The organism is Streptomyces sp. NPDC005017, assembly GCF_042873115.1.
Taxonomy (GTDB): Bacteria; Actinomycetota; Actinomycetes; order Streptomycetales; family Streptomycetaceae; genus Streptomyces.
Genome location: NZ_JBIALD010000003.1, coordinates 153,242 through 167,072 on the forward strand (window position 1 = coordinate 153,242; position 13,831 = coordinate 167,072).

The 13,831-nt window shown below is 71.1% G+C and carries 11 protein-coding genes; 2 read left to right on the top strand and 9 right to left on the bottom strand.

Annotated elements, in window-relative coordinates:
* Positions 1-25: 25 nt before the first annotated feature.
* The 4 genes from ACFYR0_RS05765 to ACFYR0_RS05780 all read right to left on the bottom strand — a co-directional run bounded on the left by ACFYR0_RS05765 (position 26) and on the right by ACFYR0_RS05780 (position 4,503).
* Positions 26-1,312 (bottom strand): glycosyltransferase, encoded by a 1,287-nt coding sequence (locus tag ACFYR0_RS05765; protein ID WP_389322256.1) that lies wholly within the window; start codon positions 1,310-1,312, stop codon positions 26-28.
* Positions 1,309-2,067, bottom strand: coding sequence for a glycosyltransferase family 2 protein (locus ACFYR0_RS05770; RefSeq protein ID WP_389322258.1), 759 nt, complete (start codon positions 2,065-2,067; stop codon positions 1,309-1,311). The genes ACFYR0_RS05765 and ACFYR0_RS05770 overlap by 4 nt, the downstream gene beginning before the upstream one ends.
* Before the next feature lie 208 nt (positions 2,068-2,275).
* The gene (locus tag ACFYR0_RS05775) at positions 2,276-2,674 is read right to left on the bottom strand and encodes a hypothetical protein (RefSeq protein ID WP_389322260.1); all 399 of its coding nucleotides are present in this window, start codon (positions 2,672-2,674) and stop codon (positions 2,276-2,278) included.
* Between the two features lie 8 nt (positions 2,675-2,682).
* Positions 2,683-4,503 (bottom strand): glycosyltransferase, encoded by a 1,821-nt coding sequence (locus ACFYR0_RS05780; RefSeq protein WP_389322262.1) that lies wholly within the window; start codon positions 4,501-4,503, stop codon positions 2,683-2,685.
* A gap of 493 nt (positions 4,504-4,996) precedes the next feature.
* Here ACFYR0_RS05780 and ACFYR0_RS05785 point away from each other — a divergent pair, with 493 nt between their 5' ends.
* The gene (locus ACFYR0_RS05785) at positions 4,997-5,719 is read left to right on the top strand and encodes an alkaline phosphatase family protein (protein WP_389322264.1); all 723 of its coding nucleotides are present in this window, start codon (positions 4,997-4,999) and stop codon (positions 5,717-5,719) included.
* Between the two features lie 36 nt (positions 5,720-5,755).
* On the opposite strand, the gene ACFYR0_RS05790 is transcribed toward ACFYR0_RS05785, so the two are convergent.
* A complete protein-coding gene (locus ACFYR0_RS05790; protein WP_389322266.1) occupies positions 5,756-6,505 on the bottom strand; it encodes a GNAT family N-acetyltransferase in 750 nt (249 codons plus the stop codon).
* Positions 6,506-6,961: 456 nt separating this feature from the next.
* On the bottom strand, positions 6,962-7,960 hold the full coding sequence (locus ACFYR0_RS05795) for a GNAT family N-acetyltransferase (RefSeq protein WP_389322268.1): 999 nt from the start codon (positions 7,958-7,960) through the stop codon (positions 6,962-6,964).
* A 475-nt stretch (positions 7,961-8,435) separates the two neighbouring features.
* On the opposite strand from ACFYR0_RS05795, the gene ACFYR0_RS05800 reads away from it, so the two are divergent.
* Positions 8,436-9,128, top strand: a complete 693-nt coding sequence (locus ACFYR0_RS05800; protein WP_389322270.1) for a hypothetical protein — start codon at positions 8,436-8,438, stop codon at positions 9,126-9,128.
* A gap of 147 nt (positions 9,129-9,275) precedes the next feature.
* Here the strand turns inward: ACFYR0_RS05800 and ACFYR0_RS05805 are convergent, their stop codons facing one another.
* The 3 genes from ACFYR0_RS05805 to ACFYR0_RS05815 form a co-directional block, all read right to left on the bottom strand.
* Entirely contained in the window at positions 9,276-10,805 is a 1,530-nt protein-coding gene (locus ACFYR0_RS05805; protein ID WP_389322272.1) for an aldehyde dehydrogenase family protein, read from the bottom strand.
* A 183-nt stretch (positions 10,806-10,988) separates the two neighbouring features.
* Complete coding sequence (locus ACFYR0_RS05810; RefSeq protein ID WP_389322274.1) at positions 10,989-12,380, bottom strand: GAF domain-containing protein; 1,392 nt, start codon at positions 12,378-12,380, stop codon at positions 10,989-10,991.
* A 122-nt stretch (positions 12,381-12,502) separates the two neighbouring features.
* Positions 12,503-13,711, bottom strand: a complete 1,209-nt coding sequence (locus tag ACFYR0_RS05815; RefSeq protein WP_389322276.1) for an ROK family protein — start codon at positions 13,709-13,711, stop codon at positions 12,503-12,505.
* Positions 13,712-13,831: the final 120 nt, after the last annotated feature.

Consider the following 13,831-nt stretch of genomic DNA (forward strand, 5'->3'; position numbering starts at 1 on the left):
CCAAGCCACTCACCTCGGCATCGGTTCAGGCGCCGTTGAAGCGTCCGCGGAGATAGCCGCAGGGGCCGTAGACCATCCCCCGCACTTCCAGGAGCGCCAGGTGCCGGGACCAGCCGGCCTCGGGATCGGCGCCGCGGGCGCGTGACCTGGTCATGGCGTAGCGGATGCCGCGGGGCAGCCGCCGGAGCAGGGCGGGCAGCCGGCGGGGATCGCGCAGCAGCGCGCCGGTGAGATAGGCGCCGAGGCCGGCCCCGTAGCCGAACGCTTGTGCGGCCACGGCGTCCCGGGTACGGCGATGGCAGTGCCAGACGATGGCACTCGGCTGGTAGGCGAGCGTGTGACCGGCCGTCAGGATCTCGAAGAAGGCGAGCAGGTCGTCACCGCCCCGGCCGGGGGTCCCGGCACCGGTCGCGGTGTCGAAGCCGCCGAGGGCGCGCAACACGTCGGCGCGGAACGCCATGTTGGCGCCGGAGCCGAAGCGCCCGGCGGTGAACGGGAACAGCGGGTCCGCCGGCGGATCGAGCAGCGACCAGGTGCGCGGCACGTACCCTTTCGCGAAACCGCCCTGCAGTTCGAGGGCGATCTGGGCCTGGGTCTCCAGTTCGGCCGGCACGATCAGCCCGGTGACACAGCCGGTCCGCGTGTCGCGGGCGAAGGGCTCGGCCAGCGCCGACAGCCATCCGGGGTCGGCGAGCGTGTCGTCGTCCGTGAAGGCGATGATCGATCCGCGCGCCCCGGCGAGCCCCAGGTTGTGGGCGCGGGCCAGCCCGGCGACAGGTTCGCGGACATAGCGGACGCGTCCGGCGAACTCTCCGCGGACCAGGGCCTCGGTCGCACCGTCGGCCGGGGCGTTGTCGACCACGATGATCTCGAAATCGGGATACGCCGAGCGCAGCAGCGAACGCAGACAGTGGCGGAGCCTCTCCGGTCGGTCGCGCGTGGCCACGACCACGCTGATGCCGGGTGCCGGGTGGGGTGCGTGGCGCCGGACGCCCCGGTGCGGCCGGTCGTCCGGGTCGCCGTCCGGCGGTCCGGTCCGGTCACCGGCGAGGTGCCCGGCGAGCTGCTCCGCCAGTTCCACGTGCGCGGTACCTGCCAGCGCCCGCCACAGGTTGTCGGGTCCGGAGGTGTCGACGGCGCTGACCATGCCCAGGGGCCGGCCGTCCAGTCGCACGAGTGCGCGGGCCTGTCCCCGCGGGCGGACCGGCCCACGGTCACCGGGCAGCCGGAACTCGCCCGGACGGGCCAGGTCGATGTCGACCACCGGCACCGGGGGCCGGACGAGAGGGGGGCGGACCGAGGCGGAGGTCACGATGCGTTCCTGTCGGTCCGGGCGGCCGAGGACCGGGCGCCCGGACGTTCCGAGAGCAGGGTGCGCAGCACTCGGCGCCCGTCGGATATGGCGTGGAGGTTCGAGCAGCCGCTGCGTCGGGGCAGTTCCAGGCTGGGGACCTCGGCGATGCGCAGACCGGAACGCAGGGCGTGCGCGATCATCTCGGCCTCGATCTCGAAACCCGAGGCGTGCAGATCGAGCTGGTCGAGGAAGCTGCGCCGGAACGCGCAGTAGCCGTAGCACAGATCGGTCAGGGAGGCGTGGTACATCCGGTTGGCGGCGATCAGGAGCACAAGGTTGCCCATCCGGCGGATGGGGGTGATGTCGAGCGAGCCGCCGCCCGCGACGAACCTCGAGCCCTTGACGAAGTCGTAGCCGTGGTCGAGGAAGTGCACGAAGTGGGGGATCTCCGCCGGTGACATGCTGCCGTCGGCGTCCATCATCACCACGTAGTCACCCTTCGCCTCCAGGAAGCCGGTACGCAGGGCGTTGCCCTTGCCGGGGCCGCTCTGTCGCACGTTGCGCACGGTCGGGAGGCAGTGCTGCGCCATCGGAACCGTGGCGTCGGTGGAGTCGCCGTCGACGAGGATGACCTCGTCCACGCATGCCGGGATCTGCTCGAAGACCCACGCGATGTTGCGGGCCTCGTTGAGCGCCGGAACGACCAGGCTGACGGTGGCGTGTGCCCCGGCGTCTCGCTCGTTGTCGATGATCGGGTCGTTGTACATGATCATGCATCTCCGGGTGCGCATCTACGCCATATATTTACGGCGTATATGTACACTTTCGCCCGATTTGAGGAGGGCGTCAAGAGAGCGATGTGCAGCCGGTGCCTTGACAGCCGGGGGACTGCCGCGACGCCCTCACATGGAGCGTTGCGGCCACCAGGGCCCTTCTACGGATCTCCGTCGGAAGGGCCCTGGGCGAGATCGCCCCGGCGCCTTACTCCGGGTCCGGGACGGCTCGCCGCGCCCGGCGACCTCGGCCGGGCCCGGGCAGCAGGGCCAGGACGGAGGTGGCGGCGGCGAGCGCGAGCAGCGCCCGGGTGACGGTGAACGCGTCCCACAGGAACAGGGGTGCCGCGACGAGAACCGCCATCGACACGCTGAGCGTCAGGGCCAGGCCACCCGTCTCCAGCACCCTCGTCCGGTCCGTGACCCGCACGGCACCCGGCCGCGCCCACCGGGAGGCCGCCAGGCCGGGACAGACGAGCAGGAACGCCGTCGTCACCACGGCGCGCAGGACCGGGGCGTCCGGCAGGAAGGTGACCACCGCCAGGGCCGCCCAGCCGGACAGCGCGAGTCCCCAGCGCAGGGAGGTCGTCGAGCGCGGGGAGGTCATGGCCGCGCTCAGCCCTTCGGGCCCTGATACCGGTAGACCACCGCGTCCTTGTTGCGCAGGACGGGGATGTAGTCCGGGTCCGTCGCCAGGGCCGAGTCCATGCGTCGCATGATGTCTGCGGGCAGGACCCCCGTCTGGTAGATGTCGGCGGCCTGGGCCCGGCTCAGGATGATGTAGGCGGGCTGTTGCGGGCTGGCCCGCTGGACGAACCCCTCCAGGCCGTCCAACGGGTTCTTCACCAGGCGCAGCCGGTCGTCGATGTCCTGCTGGGTGAACTCCACCTGGGGGTTCTCGTCGTAGCGCTGGTAGAGGCCGGGCACGGCCGAGGTGAGGGAGACGACCGTGGACCCGGGGGGAGCGGTGGCCGCGACGAAGCGTGAGGCCGCCACCTCGTCTTTCGTGAAGTAGTTCGCCGATTCCTTGCCGTAGTAGCCGAACAGGAGTCCCCCGAGCAGGGCGAGCAACAGCGGACAGGCGGCCAGCACCTGAAGGCGCGGCCGCTTGCCCCGGTCGAGGAGGAGGACCGCGATCAGCAGCGAGGCCGCGGGCAGCGCGAAGAGATAGGCGCGAAAGATCATCTCTCCGCCGTACGCGTTCGCAGCCAGGACCGGCATCGGAGCAAGGACGAGCAGGGGCAGGCCGGTGCGGCGGACCCAGGGGCGGGCCACGAACGCGATGGCCGCCAGCAGGAAGACCGCGGCGGACAGGCCCCGGTCGACCCAGGCCACCACGACATGGCCCGGAGCCGCGGTGCCGAGGGCGGCCAGCCCGGAGACGACGTTGGTGTCAGGTTTCAGCAGCGAGCCCAGGAAGTCCTGCAGGTTCTCCGAGATGTACGGGCGGGCGACGGTGGCGTACCAGGCCATGTTCAGCAGCACGGCACCGGCCAGGACGGGCAGCACGACACGGCGGTTGCGCCGCGGCAGCGACAGCACTACCAGCGCGCTGATCAGCATGAGCGGTGTCAGCGGGTGCGAGGAGATGATGACGGCCACGAGCACCATGACCAGCACGAACCGGCCGACGGGCCATCGGCCTGCGCGGACACCGCCCGAACCGTACAGCACCGAGGTGGGCAACTGCCCCATGACCAGGGCGATCACCGTCACGAAGAGCAGGAACGCGAAGGCCTGGGGTGCGAAATAGTCCTGACCCACCCAGGAGCACGAGTAGTACACCCACGCCGCTCCCCAGACCAGCCTGCGGTCACGCGTCACCGTCCGGTAGAGCATCAGCAGGGGAGCGAGCAGCACGGCGTTGTAGACGGGCGGTGTCCAGGTCGCGTAGCCGAGCGACGACTCCAGGCCCGTGGCCTGGAGGAAGAACGCGTTGAGGTCGAAGAATCCGGGCCACTGGTTGTAGATAGTGAGCTTGCCCGCGTGGGGCACCTCGCCCTGGTGGCGGATCACGGCGTCGACCACCGCGACGTGTTTCCACGCCCAGCTGTAGCGCAGTGTCGGGTAGAGCAGCGTGGGGGTCGCGTGGACGACCGCGATCAGCCCGAGGACGTAGGCGGCGAACCATCCGCCGGCGGTCCGCCGGTCGGTCAGCGCCAGGCAGAAGCCGAGGGTGAGCAGGCCGAGGGCGACCCAGAACAGCACCGGCAGCACCTGGAGCAGGCCCAGGTCGCGCATCCCGCCCAGGTGCACATGGCGCAGGGACAGCAGCCAAAAGGTGAGGGCGACGGGAAGGACGAAGCGCGCCGTCCACTGGCGTGCCGTGGTCCGGTCGGAGGAACGCCGCTCTCCGGCGGCGGTACCTGGCCGCCGCGCAACAGCGCTGGTGAAGGAGGCCATGCGCCCGCCCGTCAGCGTCTGGAGCTTGCCCATGAAGGGGTCTCCCGGGGAGCCGATGCCTCGACAACGGTCCCCATGGCGCGGGACGCCGGCTCCTCAAGAGGACCCGGCGCTCTCCCGCCGCGGCAGACAGGGACGCTGACTCGACGCATCTGGCACCTTCCGGTCGGGCCTGTCGGTCCCCCGTCCCGGCGAACGGCCATCCGCGACACGGGCTGACGTCACTCCCGCTCGTCGGGACACCTTGGCACGCGATGTCAACCGATAAGAGGTAGTAGTACTGATTGTGACGGTATCTCCGATGGCTGCAAGTGGCAGGCCGTGGCGATCACGTACGACGCGCGGCGAAACGGTGCCCGGAGGGAGAGCGGTGAGGTCACGAGTACGAGGCGCACGGCCGGGGCCGGCAGGTCTCCTGACGAGGGGGCTCCTCGCCTGGGCGACCGTGCTGGTGACGTTCCTGACGACAGCCGGGTGCGACCAGTCGTCGGCCGGGGCCGGGATTCCCCGTCCGGACCATATCGTCGTGGTCATCGAGGAGGACCAGCCGTACGACGCCGTCATCGGAAACCCGGACGCCCCGTACCTCAACCAACTGGCCCGGCGAGGCGCCTCGCTCACCCAGTTCTACGCCCTCACCCACCCGAGCCAGCCCAACTACCTGGCGCTCTTCTCGGGCTCCTTCCTCGGCGTCGACGACGATTCCTGCCCGCACGCACTCACGGCACGGAATCTCGGCTCTCAGCTCCTCCAGGCCGATCTGAGCTTCGTGGGCTACGCGCAGAGCCTGCCCCACGTCGGCTTCACCGGCTGCGCAAGCGGTGCCTATGTGCGCCGGCACAACCCCTGGGTGAACTTCGACAACCTTCCCGCTTCCGCCAACCGCCCGTGGACCGACTTCCCTCGGGACTTCACCGATCTGCCGACGGTCGCGTTCGTCGTCCCGGACCTCGAGCACGACATGCACGACGGCCGTGTGCGACAGGGGGACACCTGGCTGCGGAACAGTCTCGGCGACTACGCCGACTGGGCCATGACCCACAACAGCCTGCTGGTCGTCACCTGGGACGAGGACGATTCACAAGGACCCAACCACGTCCCCACCATCCTCGTGGGCGAGCATGTCGAGCGGGGCGACGACGCCCAGCCGAACAATCAGTTCGGACTGCTGCGCACGCTCCTGGACGCGTACGGCCTCGAGCCGCTCGACCACAGCGCCGACGCGGAACCCGTCGACGTGTGGCGGTGACGGCTGACGTGGGGGTGACGACTGGAACGAGGAACCTCAGGGATCCTGAAAGCGGATCAGGCGTTTGACGGCTGTCCGCAGCCGACGGTCGGCTGCCGAGACGGGAAGTCGTTCCCGGAGGTAGCGCGGGGAGGAGAAGGACTCCGCTCCGAACCCCGCTTTGAATGCGGCGAGGGAGGAGTCCGGGGCGGACTCCCCCATGTCGAACGTCCGGCACGCCGCCGTGCACGCGTCCTCGATCGCCAGCCGGTACAACAGGGGAACGGCGTGGACCGGATGGGCCAGTTCCCGATCCATGGCACTGCGCCACAGCTTGGCGTGAAGACCGTGGCGCAGGACGACACACGCCCCAGCGGGCTCTCCGGCGCGCCAGGCCATCCAGATCGCGCACGCCTCACCGAACCGGGCAGCCACCTCTTCCAGCCGCCGCACGGGGAACTCTCGCGTCCTGCGCCATCGGGCCAGCGCCAACGGCTCATGCTGTTGCTCGGCCCAGCGCACGATCGACTTCTCGTAGAGACTGTAGAAGGCGGGAACGAGGCGTCCGGTACGGTCCACTTCGACGTCGACGTCCGAGCGCTCGGCATGGCGGATCTCTCGTCGCACATGACGTCTGAAGCGGCGCTCCCAGACTGTGCCAAAGCCGCCGTCGAGGTCCACCATCTGTGTCATGTGGGGCTCAAGACGGAAGCCAGGGGCGGCGTTCGCCCATACGGCCTGGTCCGCCGGCCGCAACCGCACACCCACCCGAAGCGCACGCAGTCGCGCGAGATCGGCGAAGACCACGCGTGCCTCCGCCGGACTCACGTCTCCCGGGCACACCGGCCCTCCGATGCCCCAGCCGGCCGGCCAGGACTCCTCCGTGCCCAGGATCGGCGGGCGATGCCTTCTGGCCGCGAGGGGGAGGACGAGTGAGTGGCCTCGCTCGAACACGTAGAGGCGGCTCGCGTCCCGGTACGGCCCTGTGGCACACAGGCAGTCCAGCCAGAGCGGAGTCTGGGTGGGGCTGGTATCCGGGTCCTGGCCCGCCAACTCCCACCAGACGTCACGTGGAGCCGGTGTGGTGATGCGCGCGACACCGGCCGGAGTATTGATCAGGAGCTGAGCAGGTGCGTTCACGGGCCTCTCCTGCCGGGTGTGTATATGGGCCCCCGAGGCTTGGCGTTCGCGGACCGAGAACCTTCTGCCAACGTCCGGTGCTGGACGGGGTGCCCAAGCGAGGCACCTCGGTGGGATCGGGTGTCACTCGTCCTTGAATCCGATGAGACGTTTCGCGGCACTCCGCAAGCGCTGATCGATCGTTGTCAGGGGAAGCACTTCCCTTCGATAGCCGAACGATGTGTAGCCGCGAGCACCGAGCCGCTCCTTGAAAACGCTGACAGAGGAGCCGGGGGCCGAGTCGCCCAGGTGGTAGAAGCGGCAACCGGCCGAACAGGCGTCCTCGATGGCGAGCTTGTGCAGCAATGTGGTGGCACGGCTGGGACCGGCCAGTTCTTTGACCATTCCGCTCCGCCAGTACTTCGCGTGAGGCCCGTGACGGAGCACCATCATGGCCGCCGTGGGCTGACCTTGATATGAGGCCAGCCACACGGCGCAGGACTCGGCGAAAGTCTCGGCGACTATCTGGAACTTGCGCAGCGGGTCGATCCGGTTTCTGCGCCAGCGAGCGAGCGCCAGCGGCTCGTTCTGCTGTTGCGCCCAACGGGCGATCGAGTGCTGGTAGAGCGCGTAGAAGGTCGGCACCAGACGCCCGGTACGGTCGACCTCCACGTCGACACCTGCCTTCTCGCCCTTGCGTACGGCGGTTCTGACCGGCCCTTTGAACTTCCGCGCCCAGACGTCACCGAAGCCGCCGTCGAGGTCCAGGATGTGCGTTGTGTGACGCAAGGTGGCGAAGTCGGACGGCACTGCCGACACCCACGCGGGGTCGACGATCGGCCCGAATCGCACGGACACGCGATTCGCGGGAAGGCGGGCCAGATCCCCGAACACGGCGCGCGCTTGCTTCGGGTCAGGTGTCTCGGCGGCCACAGGAGCTCCGATGCCCCACTCGGAAGGCCAGGCGTCCTGGGCGATCAGGCGGGCGGGCCAACCGCGTCGGCGAGCCAGCGGCACGACGATCCCGCCGGCATGGTCGAATTCGTAAAGGCGGCTGACATCCTCATAGGAATCGGTTGCGCAAATGCAGTCCAGCCAGCCCGGGGTCTGGGTAATCAGCGCCTCGTCGCTGCCGTCGACCAAGCGCTGCCATTTATCCCGGGGTGCCGGACTCGTTATCTCGAGATGGTTCCAGGTCGGCGAGGTTCGCGAGCCCGCAGAACGCATGACGCTACTTCCTTACGCGTCGCAAATGGTAGGAGTGTGGAACCTTCACTCATTTCAAGAGTGCTCCACCAGTCATCGGGCCGCATCTTCGTCACGGTCGCCGACCGTGTGTCACCTGGGGGAGTCGGCAGGGCAGGCGCTCTCTCGAGCCCGCTCGAGAGCCGTCCGTCACGGTCGCGCCGGGGTGAACGGCGAGCCGCGACTTCTCCCCCTCGCCTTCAAATCGCAGAAGGCCAAAGCAAAAGGTATTGTTACTTCTGAATGCCAGCACGAGTGACCTGCACACGCCCAGCCGACGGAGGTGCCTGTGGGTCAATTGGACGGAGCTCAGGCCTCCACGCGCACGGTGCGCCTTCATCAGCGATTCCCTTCATTTCGGCTGATGCACGGCATGCGTCTCAAGGTCGACGACGCGATCGATCTGGTCCGCCTCAAGCTCGACGCGCTGCCCGACGGTGTCTACCAGCCGGTCCCGGGCATACGCGTGCGCAAGGCGAAGCGATCCGTCGGTACCGGGTCGCGATGGGCGGCGATGGAGCCGGTCGTGGAGCGGCTCGGGGTGGAGAGCGCCATGGATGTAGGCGCAAATGTCGGCTACTTCCCGATGAAGCTGGCCCAGCGTGGGATCCCCTCTGTCGCGCTGGAGGCGGATCCCAAATGCGTTCGCACGGCGATGACTGCCGTGCGAAGGAACCAGCTGGACAACGTGGCGGTCATGGCCCTCGAGTTTCGCCCTGACACGCTCGGCCTTCTGCCGACGACCGAATGCACCATCCTGCTGTCCGTCTGGCATCACCTGGTGCGGGAGATGGGCCTTGACACCGCCAGCGACCTGCTGAGAGGGCTCTGGGCCCGGACCGGCAAGGTGATGTTCTTCGACAGCGGCGAGAACGAGATGCCCGAGTCGTTCGGACTGCCGCGCATGCTGCCGACGCCTGACGCCTGGCTCACGGAGTACCTGGAGAAGAACTGCTCCGGTGGACGGGCCGAACACCTCGGCCGGCACCGTGCCTTCGACGCCGACGGTCTCCCGACGGACCGGGCGCTCTTCGCGGTGATCCGGGAAGCGCCGCTCGACGAGTAGGAGGGGCCGGGCCGGGAGCCGGGGGAGGGGGCCGTGTGCCGCCGAGGGCGCTGCGCGCTGGGGAGGGGCCGTGTGTCGCCGAGTGTGCCCGACGGCGTGCCTGACCGGCGTGCCTGACCGGCATCCCGCCGGTCAGGCACCCGTCGTCTATCCCGGGAAGAACCCGAGGGCCTTCGGCGAGTAGCTCACCAGAAGGTTCTTCGTCTGCTGGTAGTGCTCCAGCATCATCTTGTGGTTCTCGCGGCCGATGCCCGACTGCTTGTAGCCGCCGAACGCCGCGTGCGCCGGGTAGGCGTGGTAGCAGTTGGTCCACACCCGCCCCGCCTGGATGGCACGGCCCGCGCGGTACGCCGTGTTCATGTCCCGCGTCCAGACGCCCGCGCCCAGCCCGTACGGCGTGTCGTTGGCGGTCTTGACGGCGTCGTCGAAGTCGTCGAACGAGGTCACCGACACCACCGGCCCGAAGATCTCCTCCTGGAAGATCCGCATCCGGTTGTCGCCCTCGAAGATCGTCGGCTGGACGTAGTAGCCGCCCTTCAGCTCGCCGTCGTGCTCGACGCGTTCACCGCCGGTGAGCACCCGGGCGCCCTCCTTGCGGCCGATGTCCAGGTAGGACACGATCTTCTCCAGCTGCTCGCTGGACGCCTGGGCGCCGATCATCGTGTCGGTGTCCAGCGGATTGCCGGGCCTGATCAGCTCGGTGCGGGCGACCGCCGCCTCCATGAACTCCGCGTAGTTCCCCCGCTGGATCAGCGCCCGCGAGGGACAGGTGCACACCTCGCCCTGGTTCAGGGCGAACATGGTGAAGCCCTCCAGCGCCTTGTCGCGGAAGTCGTCGTCCCGCGCCCAGACGTCGTCGAAGAAGATGTTCGGCGACTTGCCGCCCAGCTCCAGCGTGACCGGCTTGAGGTTCTCCGAGGCGTACTGCATGATCAGCCGCCCGGTCGTGGTCTCCCCGGTGAAGGCCACCTTCGCCACCCGCGGGCTGGACGCCAGCGGCTTCCCGGCCTCCACGCCGAAGCCGTTGACCACGTTGAGCACGCCAGGGGGCAGCAGGTCCGCCACCAGGCTCAGCCAGTAGTGGATCGACACCGGGGTCTGCTCGGCCGGCTTGAGCACGATCGCGTTGCCCGCCGCGAGCGCCGGGGCCACCTTCCAGGCCGCCATCAGCAGCGGGAAGTTCCACGGGATGATCTGCGCGACCACGCCCAGCGGCTCGTGGAAGTGGTACGCCACCGTGTCGTCGTCGACCTCGCTCAGCGAGCCCTCCTGCGCGCGGACCGCGCCCGCGAAGTAGCGGAAGTGGTCGATGGCCAGCGGGATGTCGGCCGCCAGGGTCTCCCGGACCGGCTTGCCGTTCTCCCAGCTCTCCGCCACCGCGAGCGGCTCCAGATACGCCTCCATGCGGTCGGCGATCTTCAGCAGGATGTCGGCGCGTTCGCCCGCCGAGGTGCGTCCCCAGGCCGGGGCCGCCGCGTGCGCCGCGTCCAGCGCCCGCTCCACGTCCTCTGCCGTTCCCCGCGCCACCTCCGCGAACGGCTGTCCGTTCACCGGGCTCGGGTTCTCGAAGTACTGGCCCCGGGCCGGGGGCACGTACTCCCCGCCGATGAAGTGGTCGTACCGCGCCTGGTAGGAGACGATCGCGCCCTCGGTGCCGGGCGCCGCGTAACGGGTCATGCTCTGTGCCTCCCGATGAACCGCCGCCCGCCGTCGGACGGCTTCCCGGGGGACGTTAGGGAGGGCGAGGTTGCGCGGACGTTGCACGGCTGTGGGTGGAGGGGGCGGTTTGCGGTCGTAGGGGCCGGTGGCGCGGCGGGCCGGTCGGCGTCCGGTCTGCCGTCGGGGCGGCCGGCGGTACGGCTACGGCGTCCTGCGGGGTGGCGGCGGGCCGGGGCGGTGCGCGGGGTCTCCCGCCGGGCCCGGTGGCCGCAGACGGGCGCCGTTGTACGGCGGGACGGCCCGGGCCACCGGCCCGCCCGGCCGCGCCCGTGGCTCGGCCCGGGGCGCCAACTCGGCCTCCAGCGCGGCGAGCCGGGCCTGCACCGCGGCCGTCGGGCGGAGCGCGGCGAGGGCCCGCCACACCTCCACGTCGTCCTCGCCCCAGGCCGCGTACGCCCACTCGGCCAGCAGGTCCGGGTCCTCGCGGTCGATCAGCGCGGCGCGCAGCCCGTCCGTGAGCCGGCGCCGCAGCCTGACCACCGCCGGGGCCTGGGAGGCGGGCAGCAGGGGACCGGTGTAGGCGCTCGCGGCCGCGGTGACCGCCCCGGCCGCCAGCCGCCGCTCGACCACGGCGACGTCCGACTCCACCGGCACCGTCAGCCGGTACGGCCGTGAGGCCAGCAGCCCCGGACCCAGCACCCCGCGCAGCCGGGCCAGTTCGGCCCGCAGGGTCACCGGCGTCACCGACTCGTCCTCGTACAGGGCGCACAGCAGTTCGTCGCCGGTCAGGCCCTCGGGATGGCAGGCCAGCAGGACCACGATCTCGCTGTGCCGGCGGCCCAGCCGGACGCCGCGTCCCCCTCCGCGCAGCCGTACCTCGTCCCGGCCGAGCGCGCTCAGTTCCAGTACGTCCGCGTCGGCGGCGGGGGCTTCGGGAGCCAGCAGCGCGAGCTGGGACTCGGCGGCCCGCGCGACCGCCTGCACGAACGCCAGGCTGTGCGGGTGCGCGAGGTCGTCCCCGCCGGTGATGTCCACCGCGCCGATCACCCGCCCGGTGCGCGGATCGTGCACGGGGGCCGCCGCGCAGGTCCACGGCTGCACCTGCCGGGTGAAGTGCTCCGCCGCGAAGACCTGCACCGGCCGGTCCACGGCCACCGCCGTGCCCGGCGCGTTCGTGCCCATCGCGCTCTCCGCCCAGCGGGCGCCCGGCACGAAGTTCATCCGGCCCGCCTCGCGCCGGGTCCTCGGATGTCCCTCCACCCACAGCAGCCGCCCGTGCGCGTCGCAGACCGCGACCAGATGCCCGCCGTCCAGCGCGAAGGGGCCCATCAGCTCCCGGAACAGCGGCATCACCCGCGCCAGCGGATGCGCCGCCCGGCAGGCGCCGAGCTCACCGTCCGTCAGCTCCACGTCCGCGGTGCCGTCCGGCCCGACCCCGGCCCGCGCCGAACGCCGCCAGGAGTCCGCCACCACGGACCGCACGGGGCGGGTCACCCGGCCCGCGTCGGTGAACGTCTCGTGCGCGCGACGCAGCCGCCGCGCGTGCTCGACGGGGTCGGCCCCCGGCTCCAGGGCAACCCAGGGTTCGGTCAACTCGGCCTCCCGGACGGCGGTGCGATGCGGACATCGTCACTCCGGGTGTCCGTGCCGACAACCGTTTCGACACGGGTCGCTCGGTCGACCGTCCGGGAACCGGCCACTGGAGGGTTCCCCGCTCACCGGCCCCTGGCCGCCCCCGCCGGATCGTCCAGCACGCCGCGCACCACCCAGTGCGCGGCGCCCAGCAGCGGTCCCTCGGGACCCAGCCCCGAGACGGACACCGGGCAGGCCGGTCCCGTGGTGCGCCGGGCCAGCTCGGCCTCCAGGGAGGGCAGCAGCCAGGGCGCGAGCCCGGCCAGGGCGCCGCCGAGCACCACGCCGCGCGGGTCCAGCAGATTGACGGCGCCGGTCAGGGCGATGCCCAGCGCCTCGCCCGCCTCGCGCAGCGCGTGGCGTACGGCCTCCTCCCCTGCGGCGGCCCGCCCGGCCAGCAGGCCGACCCGGTCCTCGCCCGGTTCGAGGCCGGCGGCGCGCAGCACCGCCTCCTCGCCCGCGTACTGCTCCAGACAACCGCGGCCCCCGCAGGGGCACTCCGGGCCGTCGGGCCGGACCGGCACATGCCCGAGCTCGCCGGCGAAGCCGCGGGTCCCGCGCAGCAGCCGGCCGTCGACGACCACCGCCGCGCCGATGCCGATCTCGGCCGAGACGTGCAGGAAGTCGCGGGGGGTGTCCGCGCCGAGCCAGAGCTCGGCGAGGCCGCCGAAGTTCGCCTCGTTGTCCACGGTCAGCGGGTGCTCCGCGGGCAGCAGCGCGCCGAGGTCCACGTCGTGCCAGCCGAGGTTCGGCGCCCGTACGACCGTCCTGGCGTCCCGCGACACCAGACCGGGGACGGCCACGGCGAGGCCCGTCGGCCACAGGCCCGCGTGGTCGGCCTCGGCCACCACCTGGCGCAGCAGCGCGGTGAGTTCGGCGACGACCGGCCCGGGGGAGCGGCCGCGGTTGGTGCCGTGGCGCACCGCCCGTGCCCGCACCCGTCCGCGCAGGTCGACCGCGCACACCGCGAGGTGGTCCACGCCGATCTCCGCGCCGATGCCGGCCGGACCGTGGCCGCTGACGGCGAGCGCGGACCCGGGCCGTCCCACCCGGCCGGGCCGCTCCGGGCCCAGCTCCTCCAGCAGACCGGTCCGGATCAGCTCGTCGACCAGGGTCGACACGGCCGCCCGGGTCAGCCCGATGCGGGAGGCGACCGCGGCCCGGGACAGCGACGCCTCCGCGCTCACGGCGTGCATCACCCGCGCGAGATTGCGGCGGCGCATACCCGCCTGGGTGTCCGGCAGGGCACGCCCGGGACCGTCGGGGCGCGCTTCGTGCGGTGGTGCGGCCATGCCTCCGTCAGTCCTCGGTCGTGCCAGTGCCGTGCCGCGGGGCGTGGGGCCCGCTGGGGCCCTTCTGATGGATCTCCGCGTGACGCCGCGGAGATCCATCAGAAGGGCCCCAGGTCCCGG

Excerpts from the sequence above, each read along its gene's own strand:
- ACFYR0_RS05770 (WP_389322258.1), bottom strand. The coding sequence starts at position 2,067 with ATGATCATGTACAACGACCCGATCATCGACAACGAGCGAGACGCCGGG.
- ACFYR0_RS05775 (WP_389322260.1), bottom strand. The coding sequence starts at position 2,674 with ATGACCTCCCCGCGCTCGACGACCTCCCTGCGCTGGGGACTCGCGCTG.
- ACFYR0_RS05780 (WP_389322262.1), bottom strand. The coding sequence starts at position 4,503 with ATGGGCAAGCTCCAGACGCTGACGGGCGGGCGCATGGCCTCCTTCACC.
- ACFYR0_RS05800 (WP_389322270.1), top strand. The coding sequence starts at position 8,436 with ATGCGTCTCAAGGTCGACGACGCGATCGATCTGGTCCGCCTCAAGCTC.
- ACFYR0_RS05805 (WP_389322272.1), bottom strand. The coding sequence starts at position 10,805 with ATGACCCGTTACGCGGCGCCCGGCACCGAGGGCGCGATCGTCTCCTAC.
- ACFYR0_RS05815 (WP_389322276.1), bottom strand. The coding sequence starts at position 13,711 with ATGGCCGCACCACCGCACGAAGCGCGCCCCGACGGTCCCGGGCGTGCC.